Source organism: Caballeronia sp. NK8, assembly GCF_018408855.1.
Lineage (GTDB): Bacteria > Pseudomonadota > Gammaproteobacteria > Burkholderiales > Burkholderiaceae > Caballeronia.
Window position 1 is genome coordinate 1,118,900 of record NZ_AP024325.1, and the last position, 21,540, is coordinate 1,140,439.

Below are 21,540 nucleotides of genomic sequence, written 5' to 3' on the forward strand. Positions count from 1 at the left end.
ACGCGCGCCGGCGCAGGTTTCATTCGCCCTCGATCTCGATGGTCACCTCGCCATCCTCGACATGCGTCTTGTACGTCTTGAGCGGAATCATGCAGGGCGGCGCGACGACTTCGCCCGTCCTGATGTTGAACGAGCCGTTATGGAAATCGCACTCCACCACGTCGCCGTCGATGTACCCCTCGGACAGCGATCCGGGACCGTGCGTGCATGTGTCGTTGGTCACGAAGTACTCGCCCTGAACGTTGAACACGGCCAGCGTGAGGCCGTTCTTCTCGATCTTGATGGCCTGACCCTCGGCCACGTCGCCGGCCTTGCAAAGACGGGCAAATGCGCAAGCTTGATGCATCGGTTCTCTCCTTCTCCGTTTGACATGGAATGGGTCAAATGATAACTTTGTTCCTGTTTGATGAACAGCGTTCCTTTATATGGAACGAACGACAGAGACTTCGAAAGAACGCGTCCAGACACGGACGCAAACCTTGAGGCAGGCATCATGTTGAGAAAAGAGCAAAACGATCTGGTCACGCAGACCGGCCCCGCCACTCCGATGGGCGAACTGTTCCGGCGCTTCTGGCTGCCCGCGCTGCTTTCCGAGGAACTCGCGGAGCCGGGCGGCGAGCCGGTGCGTCTGCAGCTTCTTTCCGAGCGCATGCTCGCGTTCCGCGATTCGGAAGGCAAGCTCGGTCTCATCGACGAGTTCTGCGCGCATCGCGGCGTTTCGCTCTGGTTCGGCCGCAACGAGCAAGGCGGCATCCGCTGCCCGTATCACGGCTGGAAATACGACGTGACCGGACAATGCGTCGACGTGCCGTCGGAGCCCGCTGCGAGCGGCTACTGCAACAAGATCAAGCTGAAGTCGTATCCGCTCGTCGAGCAAGGCGGCGTGATCTGGGTCTACATGGGTCCGCAGGACGAACAGCCGCCGCTGCCCGCATTCGAGTTCTCGACCGTGCCGGCGAGCCAGTCGTTCACGAGCAAGCGTCTGCAGGAATGCAACTGGCTGCAGGCGCTCGAAGGCGGCGTCGATTCGAGCCACGTCTCGTTCCTGCACAGCGGCAGCCTCAACACGGACCCGCTGTTCAAGGGTTCACGCGGCAATCAGTACAACCTTTCCGATCTGAGCCCGGTGTTCGAAGTGGTGGAATCGGACGGCGGTCTTTTCATCGGCGCACGCCGCAATGCCGAGGACGACCAGTACTACTGGCGCATCACGCCGTGGGTCATGCCCTGCTTCACGATGGTTCCGCCGCGTGGCGATCACCCGGTGCACGGTCACTTCTGGGTGCCGATCGACGATGAAAACTGCTGGGCCTGGAGCTTCGACTACCATCCGACGCGCGATCTCACCGAGAGCGAAGTGCAGGCAATGAAAGACGGCAAGGGCATTCACGTGCGCTACATCCCGGGCACGTATATTCCGCTGCAGAACAAGACCAATAACTATCTGATGGATCGTGCCGCGCAAAAGGCGGGCATCACGTATAGCGGCGTGGAAGGCATTGCGATGCAGGACGCGTCGCTGCAGGAAAGCATGGGACCGATTCAGGACCGCACGCGCGAGAATCTCGTATCGACGGACAACGGCATCATCATGGTGCGTCACCGTTTGATGAAGGCAGCGCGTGCGCTCGCCGAGAAAGGCGTCGAGCCGCCCGGACGCGATCCGGAAGCGCAGAAAGTGCGCTCGGTCGCGATCGTCCTGCATCGCGACAAGCCGTTCAAGGAAGGCGCGCACGATGCGCTTCACGCCGAAGCGGGCAAGGCTCACACCACCATCTGACGAGCATGAACGAAGCACATCGACATAGCGAACCCTCGCGTACCTTCAAGGCAGCAGTTGCAGTCGAGCCATCACGCACGCAGATCCAGACGTTCGAGCGGCCTGCTGTCACGGCCTCGACGGGACTGTTGCGCGTCGCGATCACGGGCGTGTGCGGCAGCGACGGCCCGTACTATCGGCAACTGCCGCAAAGTCGCGGACCGCTCATTCTCGGGCACGAGACGGTCGGGCATATCGAGGAAGCGGGCGAACTCGCGCGCGCCCGCTGGGGCCTGAAGGAAGGCGATTACGTCGCGCTGGAAGAGTACGTTCCGTGCGGCCATTGCGAGTACTGTCTCTCCAACGAGTTCCGGCTTTGCGATGCAACCGACTGGCGTCTCAATGGCCTGCGCTACGGCGCAACGGGTCTGCGCACCGCGCCGGGTTTCTGGGGCGGCTTCAGCCAGTATCAATACCTTCAGCTGAATACGGTGTTTCATCGCGTACCTTCGAGCGTCGCGCCGAAACATGCCGCGCTTGCGCTTCCGCTTGGCAACGGCATCGAGTGGGCTTATCTGCAAGGCGGCGCGGGACCGGGTCAGGCGGTCGTGATCCAGGGGCCGGGACAGCAAGGTTTGTCGTGCGTCGTCGCGGCGCGTGAAGCCGGCGCGGCAAAGATCATCGTGACGGGGCTATCGACGAAAACAGATCGCGAGCGGCTCGAACTCGCTAAGCGTCTCGGCGCGGATTACACGATAGAAGTCGATCAGGAAGACGTGCTCGAACGCGTCGCCGATCTGACCGGCGGCGCGATGGCGGACCTCGTCATCGATTGCGCATCGGGTGGTCCGTCGACGGTCACGTCCGCGATCCAGCTTGCGCGCAAGCGTGGCACGGTCGTGCTCGGCGGCCAGAAGCGCGTGCCGATTCCCGAGTTCAACAGCGACATGATCATTGCGCGCTTTCTCACGGTGAAGGGCATGCGCGGGCATAGCTATCAGTCTGTCGAACTCGCGCTGCAACTCATCGCCGCGAATCGTCACGATGTCACGCGCATGAGCACGCACACCTTCGGCCTCGACGACACCGATCTCGCATTGCGCACCTTGCAGGGCGAAGGCGTGGAAGGCGCGATTCACATGACGATCGATCCATGGAAGTGACGATATCCGATCATCACGCGTCCTCGGAAGCGCGCTTCAGAGTACGCGCCCCGAATTCCGCGCCGCGTCGCATCAGGGTCATTGCTCTTACGGATGACGATGCGGAAGTGAGAAGATGCGCCGAGCGCGCGCGAGCCGATGTGCAGTTCGTGCGCGCCAGCGAGCTTGCCGCGTTATTGCAGACCGAAGGCGCCGATGCCGCGAGCATCCTGCGCAGCGTCGATGCGAACACGTCCGCGTTCAACGCGTGGCTCGGCGCGCCGGACCTCGTGGTGATCGCGGGCCGCGAAGGCGACGATGCGCAAGCGGGCGCCGTGGCGGCGAAGGCGTATCGCAATCGCGGCGTGACAGTGTCGGGCGTGGTCGGCCCTTCTCGCGATGAACTCGCACGCGCCGGCACGGCCGATCTGTTGCGTCCTCATTGCACGATGCTGATCCTGCCGGTAAGCGCGGGCTATCTGGACGATCTGCTCGCCGCGCTCGGCGCATGAACAACGCATTCGTTCACGCACGCGTGGACATGCAGGAGACAAGGCTGTGAAGCAAGACATCAATCGATGGTGGACCGTCCTCGGTGGCGCGATCTGCCTGTCTGTCGGCGCCGGCGTGATATCGGCGTTCATGTTCGGCACCTTCATCAAGGCGATCGCCGCCGAGAATGGCTGGAGCCGCGCGCAGGTCTCGCTTGGCCTCACCATCTTCGAGTTCGCGATGGGGCCGGGCACGATCGTGCTCGGCTCGCTCATCGACCGCTTCGGCGTGCGGCGCCCGACGATGCTGTTTCTGCTGCTGTTCGCAGGATCGATTGCGTTCGTCGGCGTGATACCGGTTTCGCTCGCGCTTTTCTGTCTGGTGTTCGTGACGGTCGGCTTCTTCGCGCCGGGCAGCAATGCGTTGCCGTACGCGAAGGTCGTGTGTGCGCGCTTCGATCATCGGCGTGGCCTGGCGCTTGGGTTGACGGTCGGCGGCACGGCTATCGGCGCGATGCTGATGCCGCAATATGCGGGCTATCTGCTGCGTCATTTCGGCTGGCGCACGGGATATCTCGGCGTGGCCGCGTTGATGGCGGTGTTGTCGATTCCCGCGCTCTACTTTCTCGTGAAGATGCCGCCCGGCGTCGATGAAGCGATCGCGCGCCGCGCGCGGGAAGCACGTGCCGATCTGCCTTCGCTCTGGACTATCTTTCGTCATGACCGCACGTTTCGCTTGCTGGGCATCGCGATCTTCTGCATGTCGGGCGTGTTGCTTGCCTTGCTGTCGCAACTCGTGCCGATGATGACAGATCGCGGCGAAACGGTACGCGCCGCAGGGACGATGCTTTCTGTTGCGGGACTGGCGTCGGCGGTTGGGCGCTTGTTCGCGGGCTATCTGATGGACCGCGTTCACGCGCCTCATGTCGCGGCGATGTCGTTTGGTCTGACGCTGTGCGGGGTGCTTATTCTCGCGGCAGGCGCGACGGGGAATGCGGCGATGATTGCATCGGCGATGATCGGTGTCAGCATTGGGGCCGAGGCGGACATCATCACGTTCATCGTGAGCCGTTACTTCGATTTGCGCCTCTTCGGGCGCGTGTGTGGGGGTATGTGGGCTTGCTGGGGATGGGGAGCGGGGATCATGATTTTTCTTTCCGGCCTCTGTTATGACCTCACCCGGTCTTATCATCTGGCGTTGTGGGTGTTTTCGGGGCTCGTTGCCTTGTCGGTGATTTCTATTATCAGGTTAGGGCCTTATGTTTATCCTGAGCAAGGGGATCCTCGGAAGGGTTTGGATACTGCTTCTTCGGGTATCGGGATCGATAAGTCTTCTGCTGAAATTTCGTGAAATCCTGAATTGTTGTCGGTCTATTGGCACTGCCCCTCCCCGGGGCGGGGGTCACTTTCTTTGCTGCTGCAAAGAAAGTAACCAAAGAAAGCAGCTAGGGCACGGCCCGCGGTCACACGCAGTTTGGCCATGCTTGCCAGATGCGGTGGGCTCAGTAGCGAGTGCCCTCATAGGCCCCATCCGGCTTGGACCGCGCACGGTCTGTCACATCGCACCACGGAACAGACTGGTTCAGCACCAAATGGCTCCGGCCCGCTGCGCGGCCGACCGGTCCATCGGGTTTGCGTGTGCTTCTGCGTTTCTCTTTTCTCGTCGGTTTTCCCTTGCACACCGAACGGCAGCGCGTAGCGCTGTGCCGGAACTCTTTCGTGCTGAACCAGCGCGCTCAAACGACTAGCTTGTCAGACCGTGCGCGGTCCAAGCCCGATGTGGCCTACGAGGGCACTCGCTACAGAGGCCACGAACAACGAGAAGAACACCCAAATTGCGTGTGACCGCGGGCGGCTCAAGCTGCTTTCTTTGGTTACTTTCTTTGCAGCAGCAAAGAAAGTGACTGCCGCCCCGCACAGGGGCAACGCCAATAAACCGACACGCTAACGGGATCCGGCAACAAAAAATCAAAAATCAATCACAAGCCTCCCACTCTTCGACCCAGAGCAACAAATCAACATAGTCCGCGAAGAAGCCTGCTCACGCTCAGTGAGCACACTATCCCGATGATCGGGCGTCCCTTCCACCACATCCACCTGACATGCCCCACAAATCCCTTCTTCGCAGGAATAAGGCGCCGCAACCCCGCCTTCGCGCAAAACCTGCAGAATTGTCTTGCCAACAGGCACCTCGAACTGCTGCCCCGTGCGATGCAACTGCACGACAAACCCGCCATCACAAGCAGCAACCGCCCGTGGCGCGAAGTATTCGATATGCACGCGTTCCCGATCGATCGAAGCGGTAGCGTCTTCATAGCCCTTCAGCATCGGCTGCGGCCCACAGCAATAGAAATGCGAGCCTTCGGGCGCACGAGCAACGATACCCGGCATATCAAGCACGCGACCTTCCTGCTCAGAATCGAAATGCAACCGCGCTTGCGGCAACGCAGTCAAGGTATCGAGAAATGCCGCTTCAGACCGCTCACGACACGCGTAATGCAACTCGAACGACCGGTTCAATCGCATCAGACGCTGCGCCATGCACCAGATCGGCGTAATGCCGATCCCCCCCGCGATCAACACCGTATGCGAAGCCGTCTCGCACAGAGGAAAGTTATTGCGCGGCCCGCCGATATCGAGCATCTGCCCGACGCGCAATTGCTCGTGCATGAATCGCGACCCGCCTCGGCTCGCGCGATCGCGCTTGATACCGATGAGGTACGCGCGCTCATCGCCATCCGCAGTCACGAGCGAATACTGCCGCATGAGCCCGCTCGGCATATGCACGTCGATATGCGCGCCCGGCTCCACGCGCGGCAATGCCGCGTTGTCGGGACGGCGGATTTCGTAGACGTTGATATCGTCGGCGGCGTAACGGATGGCCGTCACGCGCATGTTCATCGGCGCATCGGCTGCGTTCATCTGCAAAGACATGAAACCACTCCTCCATACGTGCGGCGTCGTCGCGCCGCGAGATCAATCCTGTCCGACGCGATGCGCGACGCTCGCGAGCACGCTCTTCATCGGCAAGCGCGGCTTGAGCGCAGCGGCGGTATCGAGCAGCATCTTGCGGAACACCTTCACCTGATCGGTCGTGAAGCGCGTGAGCAGGCCCGATACCGTCAGCGCGCCGAGCAGTTCGCCGCGCTCGTTCAGAAGCGGCACCGCGACCGCGGCGAGATCGGGATCGCGGTCGCCCTTCGATACGACCCAGCCGCGTGCGCGCACCGGCATGCTCGCGTCCTCGCCGCGCGATTGCGGATCGAACGCCCACAACACACGGCCCGCCGCACCGCCCTTCAGCGGATGACGCGAACCCTCGTCCAGATGATGCCGCGCCGAACGCGACGAATTCACGCGATAGAGACAGATGCGCTCGTCACCGTCTCGCACATAGAACGATGCAGTCTCGCGCGTGAAAGTCGACAGCTTCTGCAGCGCGGGACGCACCAGATCTTCGAGACTCACGTCGGCCTGGCTCAACGCGCCGAGACGCCGCAATTCCGGACCCAGCGTGAAATGACCGCTCGCGTCGCGATCGAGAAAGCGCATGTGCACGAGCGACGCACACAGCCGCAGGATGGTGCTCTTGTAAAAGCCCGAGCGCTGCGCGAGCAACGCAAGCGACAGCGCCTCGCCCGGCAGGCGAAAGCATTGAAGAATCGCAAGCGAACGCTCGACCGCTTCGACGCGCGGACGCTTGTCGTCGATCTCGTTCGCTTCATCGAATGACGCGTCGGCATGCGCCGCCTGCGCCGGGTGATCGAGGTTCATCGCATCGTCTCCTCACATTCGTTCATGACGAAATTTATAGCCCGCGCAAGAGGTTCTGTCCAACAGAATTTGTGCCGCTTGTCAGAACGCACAGCGGACCCTAATCTGCATTCACCTGAACACGGAGACGGAACATGCTGAGTGCAGCGATGAACGAAAGACTCACGCGCGTCGGCCCGGGCACGCCGGGCGGCGAACTGATGCGGCGCTACTGGATTCCGATCGCGCCATATTCGCAACTCGACGACGAAAACCCGGTGCACAAGGTGCGCGTGCTCGGCGAAGATCTCGTGCTCTACAAGGACAAAAGCGGCACGCTCGGTTTGATCGGCGATCGTTGTCTGCATCGCAACGTCGATTTGAAGTTCGGCATTCCCGATAACTGCGGTCTGCGCTGCCCGTATCACGGCTGGCTCTTCAACGAAGACGGCAAGTGCGTCGAGCGGCCGATGGAAGCCACGCCGCGCGGTGAGATCAAGCAGAAGCTGAAGGCCTATCCGGTGCAGGAACTGGGCGGACTCGTGTTCGCATATCTCGGGCCGCTTCCCGCGCCCGCGCTGCCGCGCTGGGACCTCTTCGTATGGCCGAACGCGATCCGCCAGATCGCCATCATGAAGATCGACTGCAACTGGCTGCAATGCCACGAGAACACTGGCGATCCGACGCACAGCGCCTGGGCGCACGGTCATATGTTCCAGTACGTGCTGGAAAAGCAGGGACGTTACGAAGAAGCCTCCGCGCGTGCCGAGCATACCTTGCATACGCGGCTGAAGACCGGCATCGGCATCAAGGAACTGTATGCGAATCCGAGCCAGCATGGCATTTCGAAAGGCGTGCGCTATTCGAAGGAGCTGGGCGCGGACGAAGACTACACGCGCGAACATTCGACTGTGATCTTTCCGTTCTTCACGCAGACGGGCAAGACCGGCGCGCCGCGCAGCGAGTATCAGATTCGCGTGCCGATCGACGACGAGCACACGTACCACATCTGCTATCAGGTCTATGCCGCGCCGCCGGGTGTCGATGCGCCGAAGCAGGACAGCGTGCCGTGGTACGAGCCGCCGCGTCACGACGAGAACGGCAAGCCGATCCTCGATTACGTGCTGGCGCAGGACGCGCTCGTATGGGACGCACAAGGCGCGATCACCGATCGCTCGAAGGAACTGCTCGGCCGCACCGACATTCCCATCGTGCTGTTGCGCAGGCAGCTCGACGAGCAGATTCGACGCGTCGAGGAAGGGCTCGAACCGATCAACTTCTGGCGCGACGAATCGCCGGAGATCATCTATGGCTCGGGCGAGGCGCCGGACTACAGCAAGCCGCTGCTCAAGCATAACTTTCGCAAGCTCTATCATCGCGGCTTCTTCAATGACGATGCGGATCGCTACGGCCCGATCATCGAAGACGTGAAGGACCTGCATCGCCGCATCGAGGACGCGGAAATCGCCGCGCGCGAAGCCAGCGCGAGCACGACCTGATCGAGCGCGAGAGAGGCTTGCGATGAAATACAGAAGCATCGGGCGCACGGATCTGAAGGTGTCCGAGATCGGTTTCGGCTGCGGCGGCAACGCAGGCCTCATGGTGCGCGGCAGTTTCGAGGAGCAGTTGCGCATCGTCGAGGCGGCGCTCGAAGCGGGCATCAATTACTTCGATGTCGCGCCCGATTACATCGGCGCTGAAGCAAATCTGGGCCGCGTGCTGCGCACGCTTCGCGCGCGACCGCTGCTCAACTCGAAGGTCGAGATACGCGCGGAGAATCTCGACGATATCGCCGAACATGTCGTGCGCTCTGTCGAATCGAGTCTGGAAGAACTGGGCGTCGATCATCTCGACGTGCTGCAGGTTCACAACGCGCCCGTGTGCGGAATGCGCGCGCCAGTTGGCCGCGACTATCACACGCTGGGCGTGCAGCATTTCTTCGCGCGACGCGGCGTGCTCGAAGGTGTGAGGCGTGTCATCGATGCGGGCAAGGTGCGATATGCCGGCTTCGTCTGTCGCGGCAACGATGCGCCTTACGTGCGCGAGCTGCTCGCAACCGGCATGTTCAGCCTGCTCAACGTGCCCTACACGCTGCTCAACCCGAGCGCGGGCATGGTGCTGCCCGCTAACCTTGCCGTCGATAAGGACGGCGGCGCCGTACTCGACGATGCGTACCGGGCCGGCGCGGGCGCCGCGATCTACAGCGTGCTCGCACGCGGCTTTCTGTCCGATCAGAGCATCGCGGGCGAGGGACATCATCCGCTCGCGCGCGATGTGTCCGGCAACGCCGCCGATGCCGGGACGATGCGCGAGCGCGCCGCGCGCGTGAGTTTCCTCGCGCGCGAATCGGGCATATCGCTCGCGCAGGCCGCCTTTCGTTTCGTGCTCGCGCATCCCGGCGTGACGACGGCGCTCGGCGGATTCTCCTCGATGGAGCAACTCAAAGAGCTATGCGCGGTTTCCGGCATGGGCCCGTTTCCCGACGCGCTCAACGCCCGGCTCGAACGCGTATGGCAAAGCAATTTCGCGGAAACGGCGTCATCATGACGAAGAAGGAGGTTCGCGTCCCCATGACAATGACGAGAAGAGACGTGATGCGGCTTGCCGGCGCGACCTTCGCGCTCGGCGCGGCCGGACTTCCGCTCGCGGCCTGCGCGAAAGAATCGCAGCCGCAGCCGAATCTCGCGCTGGCGTCATACGAAGGTCCGGATCGCGCCGAAAAGATTCTCGCTGCCGCGAAGGAAGAAGGCGAACTGAACTTCTATACGTCGATCGCGCAGCCCGATGTCGCGCCGCTCATCGATCCTTTCGAATCGCGCTATGGCATCAAGGTCAATGTCTGGCGCGCGGGCGACGAGCAAGTGGTGCAACGCATCGTCGCGGAATCGCAGGGGCATCGTTATATCGTCGATGCGGTGCATACCGGTTCGTCGTATCTCGATGCGCTGCGGCGCGAGAAACTGCTCGCGCCGGTTTCATCGCCCGTGCTCGCGGAACTTGCACCGCATGTCGTGCCCGAGCATCGGCAATGGGCATCGACGATGCTCTCGGTCTGGGTGCAGGCGTACAACACGCGGCTCATCAAACCCGCCGATCTGCCGAAGACCTACGACGATCTGCTCGCTTCGCACTGGAAGGGCAAGCTCGGCATCGAAGCGAAAAGCGCCGACTGGTTCGCGACAGTCGCGACGCAGATGGGCCGCGACAAGGGCATCGAGTTCTTCCGCACGCTGGTCGATACGAACGGCGTCGCGGCCCGCACGGGCAATTCGTTGCTGAACAATCTCGTGGTGGCGGGCGAAGTGCCGCTCGCGCTGGAGGTCTACAACTACATGCCCGCGCAGGCGAAGCGCCGTGGCGCGCCGATCGACTGGTTCGTTTTGCAGCCGGCGGCGGCCCGCGCGAACGGCGTCGCGCTCTTGACGCACGCGCCGCATCCGGCGGCCGCGCTGCTGCTCTATGACTATCTGCTATCGGTCGATGCGCAGCGCATTCTCGTGTCGCGCGACTATGTGCCGACGAATCGCAATGTCGCTTCGCCGATGCAGGGCGTCAACGTCGCGCTCGCCGATCCGGCCATGACGATGCAGGAACGAGGCCAATGGAACAGAACGTTCAACAAGATCTTCCTGCACGCATCGGGCTCGTGAAATGAATCGGCGGGACGGTACACTGTGGCTTCCGTCACGCTGATTCGTTACGATGAACCAACTCCTCGCCCTGCGCCCTTTCGTTCCTGCCAAGGATTTCGATCTGTCCAAACGCTTCTACGAAGCACTGGGCTTTCGCATCACGCATCAGGACGACAACATCGCGATGCTGAAGTCCGGCAGCTTCAGCTTCATCCTGCAGAACTTCTATGTGAAGGAATTCGCGGAAAACTGCATGCTGCAAATGCTCGTACGCGATGTCGACGCCTGGTGGCGCGAGACGAATCCCGAGGCACTGGGCGAGCGCTTTCCCGTCAATCCCGCTCGCGCGCCCGCGATACAAAGCTGGGGCATGAAGGTCGGCTTCGTGTTCGATCCTTCGGGCGTGCTGTGGCACGTGGGCGAAGTGCCCTTCTGACGCGGATTTCGAACGCAATCACTTCGGCTTGAGCAGCACCTTGATCGAGTCGAGCGAATTCGCGACCGCGATAGCCTCGTCCCACTCTTCCAGCGTGAAGCCGTGCGTGACGATGCCCTTCGACGTGACGAGGCCGCGCGCGAGCAGATCAATCGCGATCGGATAACAATACGGCCCGAGATGCGCGCCGCGCACGTCGAGTTCCTTGCGGTCGCCGATGATCGACCAGTCGACAGTCGTATCGGCGCCGAACACCGAGAACTCGACGAAGCGTCCGAGCTTGCGAATCAGTTCCAGCCCTTGTGTCACGCCCGCGGGCGCACCCGTCGTTTCGATATACACGTCGCAGCCGTAGCGATCGGTGATCGAGCGGATCGTCTCCAGCGCGTCGTCGGTCTTCGGGTTGATCGTGATGTCCGCGCCGTATTCGCGCGCCAGGGCGAGACGCTCTTCGACGAGATCGATCACGACGAGCTTCTTCGGCGTCTTCAGATGCGCGACCTGCGTCATCATCAGGCCGAGCGGCCCGGCTCCCGCGATCACGACGACGTCATTCAACTGGATATCGCCGCGATTCACCGTATGGATCGCGCAGGCGAGCGGCTCGATGATCGCCGCGTCTTCGAGCGAGATGCCATCGGGAATCTTGTGGACGATCGCCGTCGGCGGAAAGCGCATGTACTCGGCCATGCCGCCATCGGCCACTTCGCGCTGAAAGCCGAAGATATTGTGCACTTCGCACATCCAGTATTCGCCGGACTTGCAATAGCGGCATTTCGCGCAGGGCACGATCTGCTCGGCGATCACGCGATCGCCCTTCCGCACGCCGAAGTGCTCTTGCGCGCCTTCGCCCAGTTCTTCGACATAACCGAAGAACTCATGTCCCGGAATGACCGGCGCCTTCACCCACGGGTTGGGACCGCCCCAGAACATCTTCGCCCCCGACCAGCATTTGCAGTCGCTCGCGCAGATGCCGCATGCGGCGATGCGAATCACGAGTTCGTTTCTCGCGGCGCTCGGACGCTGCACGCGCTCCACCCGATAGTCCTTCGGTGCGCGGCATACGATCGCCGTCATCTCTGAATCGGCCATGACGTGTCTCCGTGTAGTTATATGATGAATGGCGAACTCATGCTTCCAGGACGATCTGCACCTTCACGTCGGTCGGCACGCCGCTCGCCGCTTCCTCGAACGCCCTGATGCCTTCCGCAAACGGGAAGGTCCGCGAGATGAACGGTTTTACGTCGAGCCTGCCGGAGGCGATCAACTGAATCGCGCGAGGAAAAATGTTTGCATAGCGAAATACCGATTCGATGCGCGCTTCCTTGATCTGCACCGCGACGACATCGAGCGGAATCGCGCGCTGCGGCATGCCTACGAGCACGAGGCAACCGCCCGGACACAACAGATCGACGATGCCTTCGAATGCCTTCTCGTTGCCGCTCGCCTCGAACACGATGTTCGCGCCCCAGCCGTCCGTGAGTTCATGCACCACGTCGAGCGCGCGCTGCTCACGGATGTTCACCGCCGTGACGCCCTGCACGCCACCGATCAGATCGAGCTTCTCCGGCACGAGATCGCACACGATCGCACGGCTGCATCCGCCCGCGAGCGCGGCGAGCGCGCACATCATGCCGATCGTCCCCGCGCCGAGCACCACGGCCACATCGCCCGGCTTGATCGCCGCTTTCTTCGCGGCCTGCAAGCCGATCGACAATGGCTCGACGATCGCACCTTCCGCAAAGCTCACGTTGTCCGGCAGCTTGTACGTGAACGCGGCCGGGTGCACGACAAAAGGCGCGAGGCAGCCATGCACCGGCGGCGTCGCCCAGAAGCGCACTTTGGGATCGAGGTTATAGAGACCTTCGCGCGACGCGCGCGACTCCATGTCCGGCACGCCCGGTTCCATGCACACGCGATCGCCCGCCTTCAGATGCCTCACCTCCTCGCCGACTTCGACGACCGTGCCCGATGCCTCGTGCCCCAGCACCATCGGTTCGTTCACGACGAAAGGCCCGATGCGGCCGTGCTGATAGTAGTGAATGTCGCTGCCGCAAATGCCGACCGTATGAATCCTGATACGCACGTCGCGCGGGCCCACGACCTGCGGCAGGCTGAACGGACGCAGGCTGATGCGTTTTGCTTCCTCTAGAACCAGTGCTTCCATCGTCGTTCCTTTGACAGAAAATATGCGCTATCAGTATCAGCAGGACTGGAATCCGCCGTCGACCAGCAGGCTCACTCCGCTCACCATGCTCGAATCGTCGCTGAGCAGATAGGCGATCGTGCGCGCCACTTCCACCGGCTGAACAAAACGGTTCATCGGAATGCGCGCGAGCATCGGTGCGGATTTGGCGGGATCGCTCCAGGCGCGTTCGCCCATCGGCGTCATCGTGACGGTCGGAAGCACGGCGTTCACGCGAATGCCGTGCGGGCCGAGTTCGTTGGCCATCACGCGCGTCATCGCGTCGAGTCCGCCTTTCGATGCGCAATACGCCGCGTGCAACGCAAAGCCCACATTCGCCGACAAGCTCGATACGTTGACGATCGATCCACCCGCGCCGCGCGCGATCATGCTTTTCGCGCACTCCTGCGCGACGATCATCGTGGCGCGCAGATTCACGCTCATGGTCAGATCGAAGGCTTCGACGGTCGTGTCGAGAAACGGCTCCAGCACGGCAATACCCGCGTTGTTCACGAGCAGATCGACGGGTTGCACGGCGCGCGCAGTCTCGCGCGCCGCGTTGGCGTCGGCGAGATCGACCGCGATGATTTCGCAACCCGTCTCGTTCTTCAACGCGTCGAGATCGGCGGCGCTGCGGCTCAGCGCGATCACGCGCGCGCCGCGTTCGATCAGCAGATGAACCGTCGCATGGCCAATGCCCTTGCCCGCGCCCGTGACGAGCACGGTCTTGCCCGCGAACTCGCGGTTTCTGTCGATGGTCGTCATGGTGTCGTCTTTCAAGGCCTTTTCAAGGCTCCTCGCAGAGCCGTCGCGCGGTGTCTTCATCGGTCACGAGCACGGACGGATAGCGCCCGCGCAACGCCGCGCGCGTCACATGAAACTTCTTCTTGCCGCCGCTCACGAGAATCACGCGCTTGATCTTGCGCAGATCGTCCAGCGTGATCGCCACGGTGCGGCGGTTCAGCGGATGGTCGATCAGCTCGCCGTCCTCATCCATGAAATGACCGAGCATGTCGCCGACGGCGCCCGCCTTTTGCAGCGTGCGCAATTGCTCGGGGTTGTCGATGCCGTAGGTCACCACGAGCGATTCCGTCAGATCGCCGCAGGTGAGCAATGCGAGGTCGGCATTGCGCGCGAGTTCATAGGTCTCGCGCACGGTGTCTTCCTGGAGGATCACGTCGCGCGCTTTCTGACTGCTCACGTAGATCGGCGCGGCGAAGAGATAACCATCGGCGCGGCAGATGTTCGCGAAGTCCGACACGATATCGAACGTGTTGATGCTCGGGCAATGCGACAGACCGCCCTGCAACGACACCGCCGACACCGCGCCATAAGTGCGCTGCGGCATCGCGCGCAGCACGGCGCGGATCGTGCGGCCCCAGCCCAGGCCGATGGTTTGCCCTGCAACGATCTGCTTGGCGAAGTACGCGGCCGCGCCGATGCCGAGCGCCGCGTTGTTCGCTTCGTTGTTCGCGCCGCTCGGCACCACCACCGCGCATTCGAGGCCGAAGCGCTTCGCGAGCGCCTCCTCCAGCGCGACGCACGGCGCGATCTTGCTGTTGATCGTGATCTGCACGAGGCCGGATTCGCGGCTCGCCGCAAGCAGCCGGTTCACGCGCACCCGGTTGCTGCCGATGCGCTGCGCGATCTCCTGCTGCGTCAGATTGCCGACGTAGTAATGCCACGCGACGCGCGCCTGCAACTCTTCTTCCGAGTCGATGGAATCGTCCACTTCGGCGATGGCGATGGGCGGTGCGCTCTTGCTCATGTCGTTTCGTTGTTCATTGAAAGGACGCGATTCTATTTCACCGCGCCCATCGTCAGGCCTTGCACCAGTCGGCCCGAGACGAGCAACGCGAAGATCACCATCGGCAGCACGATCAGCGTGCCCGTCGCCATGATTTCGCCCCACGGCAACTCATAGCCGCTCATGTAGCTCGTCGCGGCGACGGGCGATGTGATCGCGTCGCTGCGCGTCAGCACGAGCGCGTAGAGCAGGTCGTTCCACGAGAAGATGAAAGCGAAGATCGCCGACACCACGATGCCCGGCATCGCGAGCGGCAGGTTGATGCGCCAGAACACGCGCCAGGGCGATGCGCCATCGAGCCGCGCGGCTTCGTCGAGTTCCACGGGAATGTTGCGGAACTGGTCCGTGCAGATCCATACGACGATCGGCAGCGAGAAGGTCAGATAGAGCAGAATCAGCACGATATGGGTATCGACGAGATCGAGCTTCGTCGCGATCAGGAAGAACGGCACCGCGAGCACGACCGGGCTCACCATGCGGTTCGAGATGAACCAGAACCACAGGTCTTCCTTGCCGCGGAATTCATAGCGCGCGAGCGCGTACGCCGCGGGCGCGCCGAGCAGGATCGCGAGCACCGTCGTGCTGCTCGCGATGATCAGCGAGTTCAGGAGACTGCCCGCGACGTCATGCTCGAACAGCGCCGCCGAGTAGTGATGGAACGTCGGCGAGAACAGCCATTTCGGCGGATACGCGAGCGCGTCGGCCTGGCTTTTCAGGCTCGTCGTGACCATCCAGTAGAACGGAAACACGGACGACATGAACACAACGACGAGGCCGAGAAAATGCCATACGGTGGCGCGCTTTCTTGCCGCGCGCGCACGCTTCGCGCGTTGCGTGGTCTGCAAAGTCGGTGAACTCACGCGGCCTCCCGATACACGAAACGGATATAAAGACGTGATAGCACGATCGTCAGGATGAGCAGGATGATCGCCTGCGCGGATGCCAAGCCCTGATCGAAGAGACGAAAGCCCACGCGCTGGATATAGACGCTGATGAACTCCGTCGCGGCACCGGGCCCGCCGCGCGTCATCGTGAAGACGGCGTCGAACATCTTGAGCATGTCGGCGGAACGGAGAATGAGAATGGCAGTCAGGCCCGGCAGCAGGTAAGGCCGCTGGAGATGCCAGAGGATCATGCTCCACTTGGGCGTTTCGAGGCGCGCGGCCTCTTCCGCTTCCTTCGGCACCATCGAGAGTCCGGCCAGCAGGATCAGCGCGCAGAACGGCGTCCACTGCCAGATATCCATGATCATCACGGAGACGAACGCGAGCGTCGGGTCCGCGAGCCAGTCTTGCGGCGGAATGCCGAGCAAGCCCGTCAGATAGTTCGCCACGCCGAACTGCCGGTTGAAGAGCAGACGCCCGATGAGGCCCACCACCGCATAGGTCGTGGCCATCGGGATCACGAGGCTCACGCGCGCGGCCGCGCGCATCCAGCGCAGGTCCGTGCGATGCAGCAGAAGCGCGGCGAACAGGCCGAGCGCGACTTCGATCGGCAACGTGAGGCACAGGAACAGCGCTGTGCGCCCGAGTGCTTCCCAGAAGGTCGGATCGGTCAGCGTCGCGATGTAGTTGTCGACGCCGACCCATGGCGTGCCCGAGGCGAGATCCGCGAGCTTGTACTGATGAAACGAGTTGTAGAGCGCGAGCAGCAGTGGATAGACGCCGATGATCGCGAGCGCGGCGATCGCGGGAATCAGGAACCAGAAGGCGGGCGAACGCGGCAGGATGCCGAAGTAACGCGCGGGCTTGCGCGGTCCTCGCGCGTGCAGTGCGGGTGATGCCATTCGATCGCCTCCGGTTCCTTGAACTTACTTCAGCAAGGGCTTCTTGCCGTCGTAATAGCCCGCTTTCTTCAGGATGTCCTCGGTCTTCTGACCGATGGTCTGCGCGCCCTCCTTCACCGTCACCTGACCGAGCATCATCTTGCTGCCCCATTCTCCGATGACTTCCGACACCGCCGGCCATTCGGGGAAGCGCGGACGATAATCCGGCACGCCGCCTTGCCACGATTCGACCATCGGCTTGACGAACGGATACTTGTCCTGCACGGCCTTGTCCTGATAGATAGCCATGCGCGCCGGCACGCCGCCCGCTTCGAGGTAAGGCTTCGCCATGGCTTCGGACGTGATCCATTGGATGAACAGCCACGACGCCGCCTGCTTCTTCGCATTCGACTTCGCGTTCACCGCGAGCGAGAAGCCGCCGAGCGCGGGCTTCAGACCAGCGGGGCCCTTCGGTTCGGTGGTGATCGCAAGACAGTTGCCGAGCTTGGACTTGCTGGGATCGGTGAGCGTCGGATAGAACGCGGACCATTCGGTGATCATCGCGACCTGACCTTGCGCGAGCGCATTCACCGCTTCCGCATGATCGAAATCGACGATGCCCGGCGGCATGTACTTCATCAGCTTCTGCCGATATTCCAGGCCCGCCTGCGATTGCGGCGACATCAGGTTCGACTTGAACTTCGCGTCGAGCAGCGAGCCGCCGTTCGGCCACAGCACGCGCATGAAGCTATCCGCCGATTGCGTTTCGCCGCGCCGCGATTGCAGCGCGAACGCGAACTTGTCGCCCTTCGTGAGCTTCGGCGCGTAAGTGTTGAGCAGCTCGTCCCAGGTCTTCGGCGGCTCGTCGAAGCCTGCGTCCTTCAGCATGCACTTGTTGTAGAACATGAGGCCCGAATAGTTATCGAACGGCAGGCCGTAGGCGACCTTGTCCCATGTGCCGAACGAATCGAGCAGGATCGGGAAGAAGCCCTTGAGGTTAAGGTTCGGGTCCGCGAGCTTCGGGTCGTCGGTGAACTTCTTGATCGGCACGAGCCATTTGTTGCTCGCGAATTCACCGATCCACACCACGTCGACGAGCACGATGTCCTGATCGCCGCCGCCGACGAAGTTGAGCACTTCCTTCTCACGCGTGTTCTCGTACGGGATCACGTCCCAGCGCACCTTGATGCCCGTCTCTTTCTCGAACTGCGGGATCAGTTGCTGCGCCGCCTTGTAGCCCGGCCGGTCAAGAAAGATGGCCTTGATCGTGGTGCCCGAATATGGCTGAGCCGCTTCCTTCAGAGTCCAGGCCTGCGCATTCGAGGCGGCGAACGCCGCGCTCGCCGCCAATAGCGCGACCGCGGCGACGTGTTTGATCGGGCCGAGTTGCGTGGCCGGGATGAAGCGCTTCTTCATGCCTGTCTCCTTGGTTTTTATCGAGCGGGTACGGCTTGCGGATTCGTCTGCCTCGTCCTTCGTTTCACTTGTAATTTCGGTTTTACAATTGTATATTTTGGCGCGAACAGGTTGTCAAGAACAAATTCGACGATGCATCCCGATGCTGCGCTGCCGCAGCAGCACACAGGAGACACGTATGAGCGCAGTTCATTTGCAGCAGATCCGCAAGACCTTTGCGGGCGTGGAGGTGTTGAAGGGCATCGACATCGAAGTGACCGATCGCGAGTTCATGGTTTTCGTCGGTCCTTCGGGCTGCGGAAAATCCACCTTGCTGCGCACCATCGCCGGACTCGAACGCAGCGATTCAGGCCAGGTCCTGATCGGCGGCGAGGACGTCACCGATCTCGAACCATCGCAACGCGGCGTCGCGATGGTGTTTCAGTCGTATGCGCTCTATCCGCACATGTCGGTGTACGAGAACATCGCGTTCGGGCTGCGCATGCTCAAGCTGCCCGAAGCGCAGATCAAGGAACGCGTGCATCGCGCGGCGGAGATTCTGCAGATCGGTCAGTTGCTCGAACGGCGTCCGCGCGCGCTGTCGGGCGGACAGCGTCAGCGCGTCGCCATCGGCCGCTCGATCGTGCGCGAGCCGAAAGTCTTTCTCTTCGACGAACCGCTCTCCAATCTCGATGCCGCCTTGCGCGTGCAGATGCGCCTCGAACTCATCAAGCTGCACAAGCAACTCAACGCAACGATGATCTACGTCACGCACGATCAGACCGAAGCCATGACCATGGCCGATCGCATCGTCGTGCTGAATCACGGGCGTGTCGAGCAGATCGGTTCGCCGCTGGAGCTGTATCGCACGCCGCATAACCGTTTCGTCGCGGGCTTTATCGGCTCGCCGAAGATGAACTTCATGGACGTGCGGGTGATGCGCGTCGATGCGGCGGGCGTCACTATCGAGCTGCCCGGCGGCGAGACGCTCACGCTGCCGTTCGCGGGATCGTCGGTGAAGGCGGGCGAGACGCTCACGCTCGGCATCCGGCCCGAGCATTTCATCGAAGCGAGCGGCGGCGATATCGACAGCGGTCTCACCGGCGAAGTCATGGTGATCGAGCATCTCGGCGGCGAGACGCTGTTGCATCTGCGGCTGCCGAACGAACTCGTGATTCAGGTGAAGGGTTCGGGCGAATCGACGGCGGTGGAAGGACAGCGGCTGAATGCGGGCTTCAGCATCCGGCACGTGCATCTGTTCCGCGAGGACGGCAGCGCGCTGGAACGCATGCGGCCGGTCGCGCAGACGGCGACCGCCTGACGATCAAGTTCACGGGAAAACTGCCGTAAACGAGGATAAGCGGCGCATCCGCGCGCCGCAGATTTTCGTCCGCATTCCGTGAACCCCATGGCATTCCCCATTCGCTCGCTCGCGGCGTGGGCCATCGTGCTCGCGCTCGTCATCGGCTCGTCATCGTCGACGCGCGCCGCCATCGGCAGCGTCGAGTTGCCCGTCACGCTCACCATCTTCGATATCTGCACGCTCGACACCAACGCGCACCACCCGGCGGTCGCCTGCTCGGCGGGCGGACAGTACCGCATTCTGACCGGCGAATACTTCGCGAGCTTTAGCGTGGCCGACGTCAGGCGCAAAGGCAATACTTCGATCGTCGAAATCGCGTTCTAAACGGCGGCGTTTCGATGCGGTCGAATTTACCGCGCATCGTTACAAACTCTCACGTCTTCTGTCTGAGGAATAAACAAAAATGAAAGCGTCCACCGAGACGCCAGCGCAGCGACGGAGATGAAGCAAACGTTGGCGAGCACGGACACCTAAAAAAAATAACGAGGTGAAGAATGCGTCGTCAGTCGATCGCGGTTTCATTCGTATCACTCGCGCTGGCCACCGGGCCGCTCATTCCATCCGGCGTCGGCGCGGCCACCCGCACCACCACTTTCACGGTGTCCCTCACGCTTCAGAACGATTGCCAGATCGCGGCCAATCCGCTGAACTTCGGCAATTCGGGCGTCATCGCGGCGAACATCGACCAGACTACGACGCTTTCGGTCACCTGCTCCAATGGCGCCGCGTATAACGTCGGCCTGGACGCGGGCTCGGTCACCGGCTCGACCATTCCGAACCGCCTGCTTTCGGGCACCGGCACGCCCGCGCCGACGGTCGGCTACCAGCTCTATAGGGATGCCGCGCGCACGCTCGTCTGGGGGCAGACGGTCGGCACCGACACGCAATCGGGCACCGGCACGGGCGCCGCGCAGACTTTGACGGTCTATGGTCGCGTCGCGCCGCAGAACACGCCCGCCGCCGGCACGTATACGTCGACCGTCACCGCGACCATTACTTTCTAGGCATGCGCGATCCGCAGTTTGAACGGGCCGCGCGACGGCTCGGGAGGCGCGCTGTCGCTTGCGTTTTCGCGTCGGTCATGGGGCTGTCGATGACGCATGTCGCGTCGGCGGCGGCGTTGCAGGTGTCGCCGATCCGGCTCGATCTGTCCGCCGACAAACCCGCCGCCGCGCTCACGCTGCACAACGACGGCACCGTGCCGCTCAATGCGCAGGTGCGCGTGTTCGCGTGGACGCAGTCGCTCGACGAAGACCATCTGGAACGCACGGCGGCGATCGTCGCGAGTCCGCCGATCGTACGCATCGCGCCCAATGGCGATCAGACGATCCGCATCCTGCGGGTGAGCAACGCGCCGCTCGAGCGCGAGGAGACCTACCGCCTGCTGATCGACGAGATTCCCAACGGGCAAGGCGCGTCGGCGACGGGCGTACGCATGCAATTGCGCTATTCGGTGCCGGTGTTCGTGGGCGCATCCGATGAGCGCGCGCCGCCGCTCGCCCTGACGCTCGAACGAAAGGATGCGCAGGACGGCGCCCCGCTGATGCTGCGCGCGTCGAACCCCACCGATCTCCACGCGCAACTGAGCCGCGTGCGCCTCGACTGGGGGAACGGCCAGTCGACACCCGTGTCCGCGGGATTGCTCGGCTATGCGCTGCCGCGCGCGACGCGCCGCTGGCCCGTGCCCAACGCGCCCGCGAACGTCACCTCGGCGACGGTGCATGCGCTCGTCAACGGCGAGCCGGTGACGGTGCGCGTGAGCGTCGGCGGACCGCCGACTGATCGCTGAGCCGTGGATGCGATGCCACGTTC

General features: G+C 62.6%; 22 protein-coding genes. 12 read left to right on the plus strand and 10 right to left on the minus strand.

The genetic code is table 11. The features are described 5' to 3' along the window. Positions 1–19: 19 nt before the first annotated feature. Positions 20–346, minus strand: coding sequence for a non-heme iron oxygenase ferredoxin subunit (locus NK8_RS30450; protein ID WP_162070661.1), 327 nt, complete (start codon positions 344–346; stop codon positions 20–22). A gap of 147 nt (positions 347–493) precedes the next feature. Between NK8_RS30450 and NK8_RS30455 the strand changes: the two genes are divergently transcribed. From NK8_RS30455 to NK8_RS30470, 4 genes are read left to right on the plus strand one after another with little or no spacing between them, the layout of a single operon-like run. Continuing rightward, on the plus strand, positions 494–1,780 hold the full coding sequence (locus NK8_RS30455) for an aromatic ring-hydroxylating dioxygenase subunit alpha (protein ID WP_213231874.1): 1,287 nt from the start codon (positions 494–496) through the stop codon (positions 1,778–1,780). Positions 1,781–1,785: 5 nt separating this feature from the next. Then, entirely contained in the window at positions 1,786–2,922 is a 1,137-nt protein-coding gene (locus NK8_RS30460) for a zinc-binding dehydrogenase (RefSeq protein ID WP_213231876.1), read from the plus strand. Beyond that, positions 2,913–3,413: a hypothetical protein gene (locus NK8_RS30465; protein WP_213231878.1), complete on the plus strand. Its 501-nt coding sequence runs from the start codon at positions 2,913–2,915 to the stop codon at positions 3,411–3,413. The genes NK8_RS30460 and NK8_RS30465 overlap by 10 nt, the downstream gene beginning before the upstream one ends. Positions 3,414–3,459: 46 nt before the next feature. Further along, on the plus strand, positions 3,460–4,743 hold the full coding sequence (locus NK8_RS30470) for an MFS transporter (RefSeq protein ID WP_213231880.1): 1,284 nt from the start codon (positions 3,460–3,462) through the stop codon (positions 4,741–4,743). Between the two features lie 617 nt (positions 4,744–5,360). Here the strand turns inward: NK8_RS30470 and NK8_RS30475 are convergent. Both NK8_RS30475 and NK8_RS30480 read right to left on the minus strand, forming a co-directional pair. Next, positions 5,361–6,326 carry a PDR/VanB family oxidoreductase gene (locus NK8_RS30475; RefSeq protein WP_213231881.1) on the minus strand — a complete coding sequence of 322 codons (966 nt, stop codon included), beginning with the start codon at positions 6,324–6,326 and terminating at the stop codon, positions 5,361–5,363. A 42-nt stretch (positions 6,327–6,368) separates the two neighbouring features. Beyond that, positions 6,369–7,166: an IclR family transcriptional regulator gene (locus NK8_RS30480; RefSeq protein ID WP_213231882.1), complete on the minus strand. Its 798-nt coding sequence runs from the start codon at positions 7,164–7,166 to the stop codon at positions 6,369–6,371. 134 nt (positions 7,167–7,300) lie between these two features. Between NK8_RS30480 and NK8_RS30485 the strand changes: the two genes are divergently transcribed. From NK8_RS30485 to NK8_RS30500, 4 genes are read left to right on the plus strand one after another with little or no spacing between them, the layout of a single operon-like run. Further along, positions 7,301–8,644, plus strand: coding sequence for a Rieske 2Fe-2S domain-containing protein (locus tag NK8_RS30485; RefSeq protein WP_213231883.1), 1,344 nt, complete (start codon positions 7,301–7,303; stop codon positions 8,642–8,644). A 22-nt stretch (positions 8,645–8,666) separates the two neighbouring features. Beyond that, the gene (locus tag NK8_RS30490; RefSeq protein WP_213231884.1) at positions 8,667–9,692 is read left to right on the plus strand and encodes an aldo/keto reductase; all 1,026 of its coding nucleotides are present in this window, start codon (positions 8,667–8,669) and stop codon (positions 9,690–9,692) included. Positions 9,693–9,715: 23 nt separating this feature from the next. Then, a complete protein-coding gene (locus NK8_RS30495; RefSeq protein ID WP_213231885.1) occupies positions 9,716–10,795 on the plus strand; it encodes an ABC transporter substrate-binding protein in 1,080 nt (359 codons plus the stop codon). Positions 10,796–10,847: 52 nt separating this feature from the next. Then, positions 10,848–11,213 (plus strand): glyoxalase, encoded by a 366-nt coding sequence (locus NK8_RS30500; protein ID WP_213231886.1) that lies wholly within the window; start codon positions 10,848–10,850, stop codon positions 11,211–11,213. An 18-nt stretch (positions 11,214–11,231) separates the two neighbouring features. Here NK8_RS30500 and NK8_RS30505 read toward each other — a convergent pair whose 3' ends face one another. The 7 genes from NK8_RS30505 to NK8_RS30535 are packed head-to-tail and all read right to left on the minus strand — an operon-like array spanning position 11,232 to position 18,386. Further along, positions 11,232–12,305, minus strand: coding sequence for an alcohol dehydrogenase catalytic domain-containing protein (locus NK8_RS30505; RefSeq protein ID WP_213231888.1), 1,074 nt, complete (start codon positions 12,303–12,305; stop codon positions 11,232–11,234). A gap of 37 nt (positions 12,306–12,342) precedes the next feature. Further along, positions 12,343–13,380 carry an NAD(P)-dependent alcohol dehydrogenase gene (locus NK8_RS30510; protein ID WP_213231890.1) on the minus strand — a complete coding sequence of 346 codons (1,038 nt, stop codon included), beginning with the start codon at positions 13,378–13,380 and terminating at the stop codon, positions 12,343–12,345. Positions 13,381–13,416: 36 nt separating this feature from the next. Further along, the gene (locus tag NK8_RS30515) at positions 13,417–14,163 is read right to left on the minus strand and encodes an SDR family oxidoreductase (RefSeq protein ID WP_213233253.1); all 747 of its coding nucleotides are present in this window, start codon (positions 14,161–14,163) and stop codon (positions 13,417–13,419) included. A gap of 22 nt (positions 14,164–14,185) precedes the next feature. Continuing rightward, positions 14,186–15,166, minus strand: coding sequence for a sugar-binding transcriptional regulator (locus NK8_RS30520; protein ID WP_162070648.1), 981 nt, complete (start codon positions 15,164–15,166; stop codon positions 14,186–14,188). Between the two features lie 32 nt (positions 15,167–15,198). Beyond that, positions 15,199–16,050, minus strand: a complete 852-nt coding sequence (locus NK8_RS30525) for a carbohydrate ABC transporter permease (protein ID WP_174258157.1) — start codon at positions 16,048–16,050, stop codon at positions 15,199–15,201. A gap of 11 nt (positions 16,051–16,061) precedes the next feature. Next, on the minus strand, positions 16,062–16,991 hold the full coding sequence (locus NK8_RS30530) for a carbohydrate ABC transporter permease (protein ID WP_225936428.1): 930 nt from the start codon (positions 16,989–16,991) through the stop codon (positions 16,062–16,064). A 24-nt stretch (positions 16,992–17,015) separates the two neighbouring features. After that, positions 17,016–18,386 carry a sugar ABC transporter substrate-binding protein gene (locus tag NK8_RS30535; protein WP_213231892.1) on the minus strand — a complete coding sequence of 457 codons (1,371 nt, stop codon included), beginning with the start codon at positions 18,384–18,386 and terminating at the stop codon, positions 17,016–17,018. Between the two features lie 178 nt (positions 18,387–18,564). Between NK8_RS30535 and NK8_RS30540 the strand changes: the two genes are divergently transcribed. The 4 genes from NK8_RS30540 (at position 18,565) to NK8_RS30555 (ending at position 21,517) form a co-directional block, all read left to right on the plus strand. Next, positions 18,565–19,686 (plus strand): ABC transporter ATP-binding protein, encoded by a 1,122-nt coding sequence (locus NK8_RS30540; protein WP_162070646.1) that lies wholly within the window; start codon positions 18,565–18,567, stop codon positions 19,684–19,686. A gap of 87 nt (positions 19,687–19,773) precedes the next feature. Then, positions 19,774–20,052, plus strand: a complete 279-nt coding sequence (locus tag NK8_RS30545; protein ID WP_213231894.1) for a hypothetical protein — start codon at positions 19,774–19,776, stop codon at positions 20,050–20,052. 170 nt (positions 20,053–20,222) lie between these two features. After that, positions 20,223–20,732: a spore coat U domain-containing protein gene (locus tag NK8_RS30550; RefSeq protein WP_225936429.1), complete on the plus strand. Its 510-nt coding sequence runs from the start codon at positions 20,223–20,225 to the stop codon at positions 20,730–20,732. A 77-nt stretch (positions 20,733–20,809) separates the two neighbouring features. Beyond that, a complete protein-coding gene (locus NK8_RS30555; protein ID WP_225936430.1) occupies positions 20,810–21,517 on the plus strand; it encodes a molecular chaperone in 708 nt (235 codons plus the stop codon). Positions 21,518–21,540: the final 23 nt, after the last annotated feature.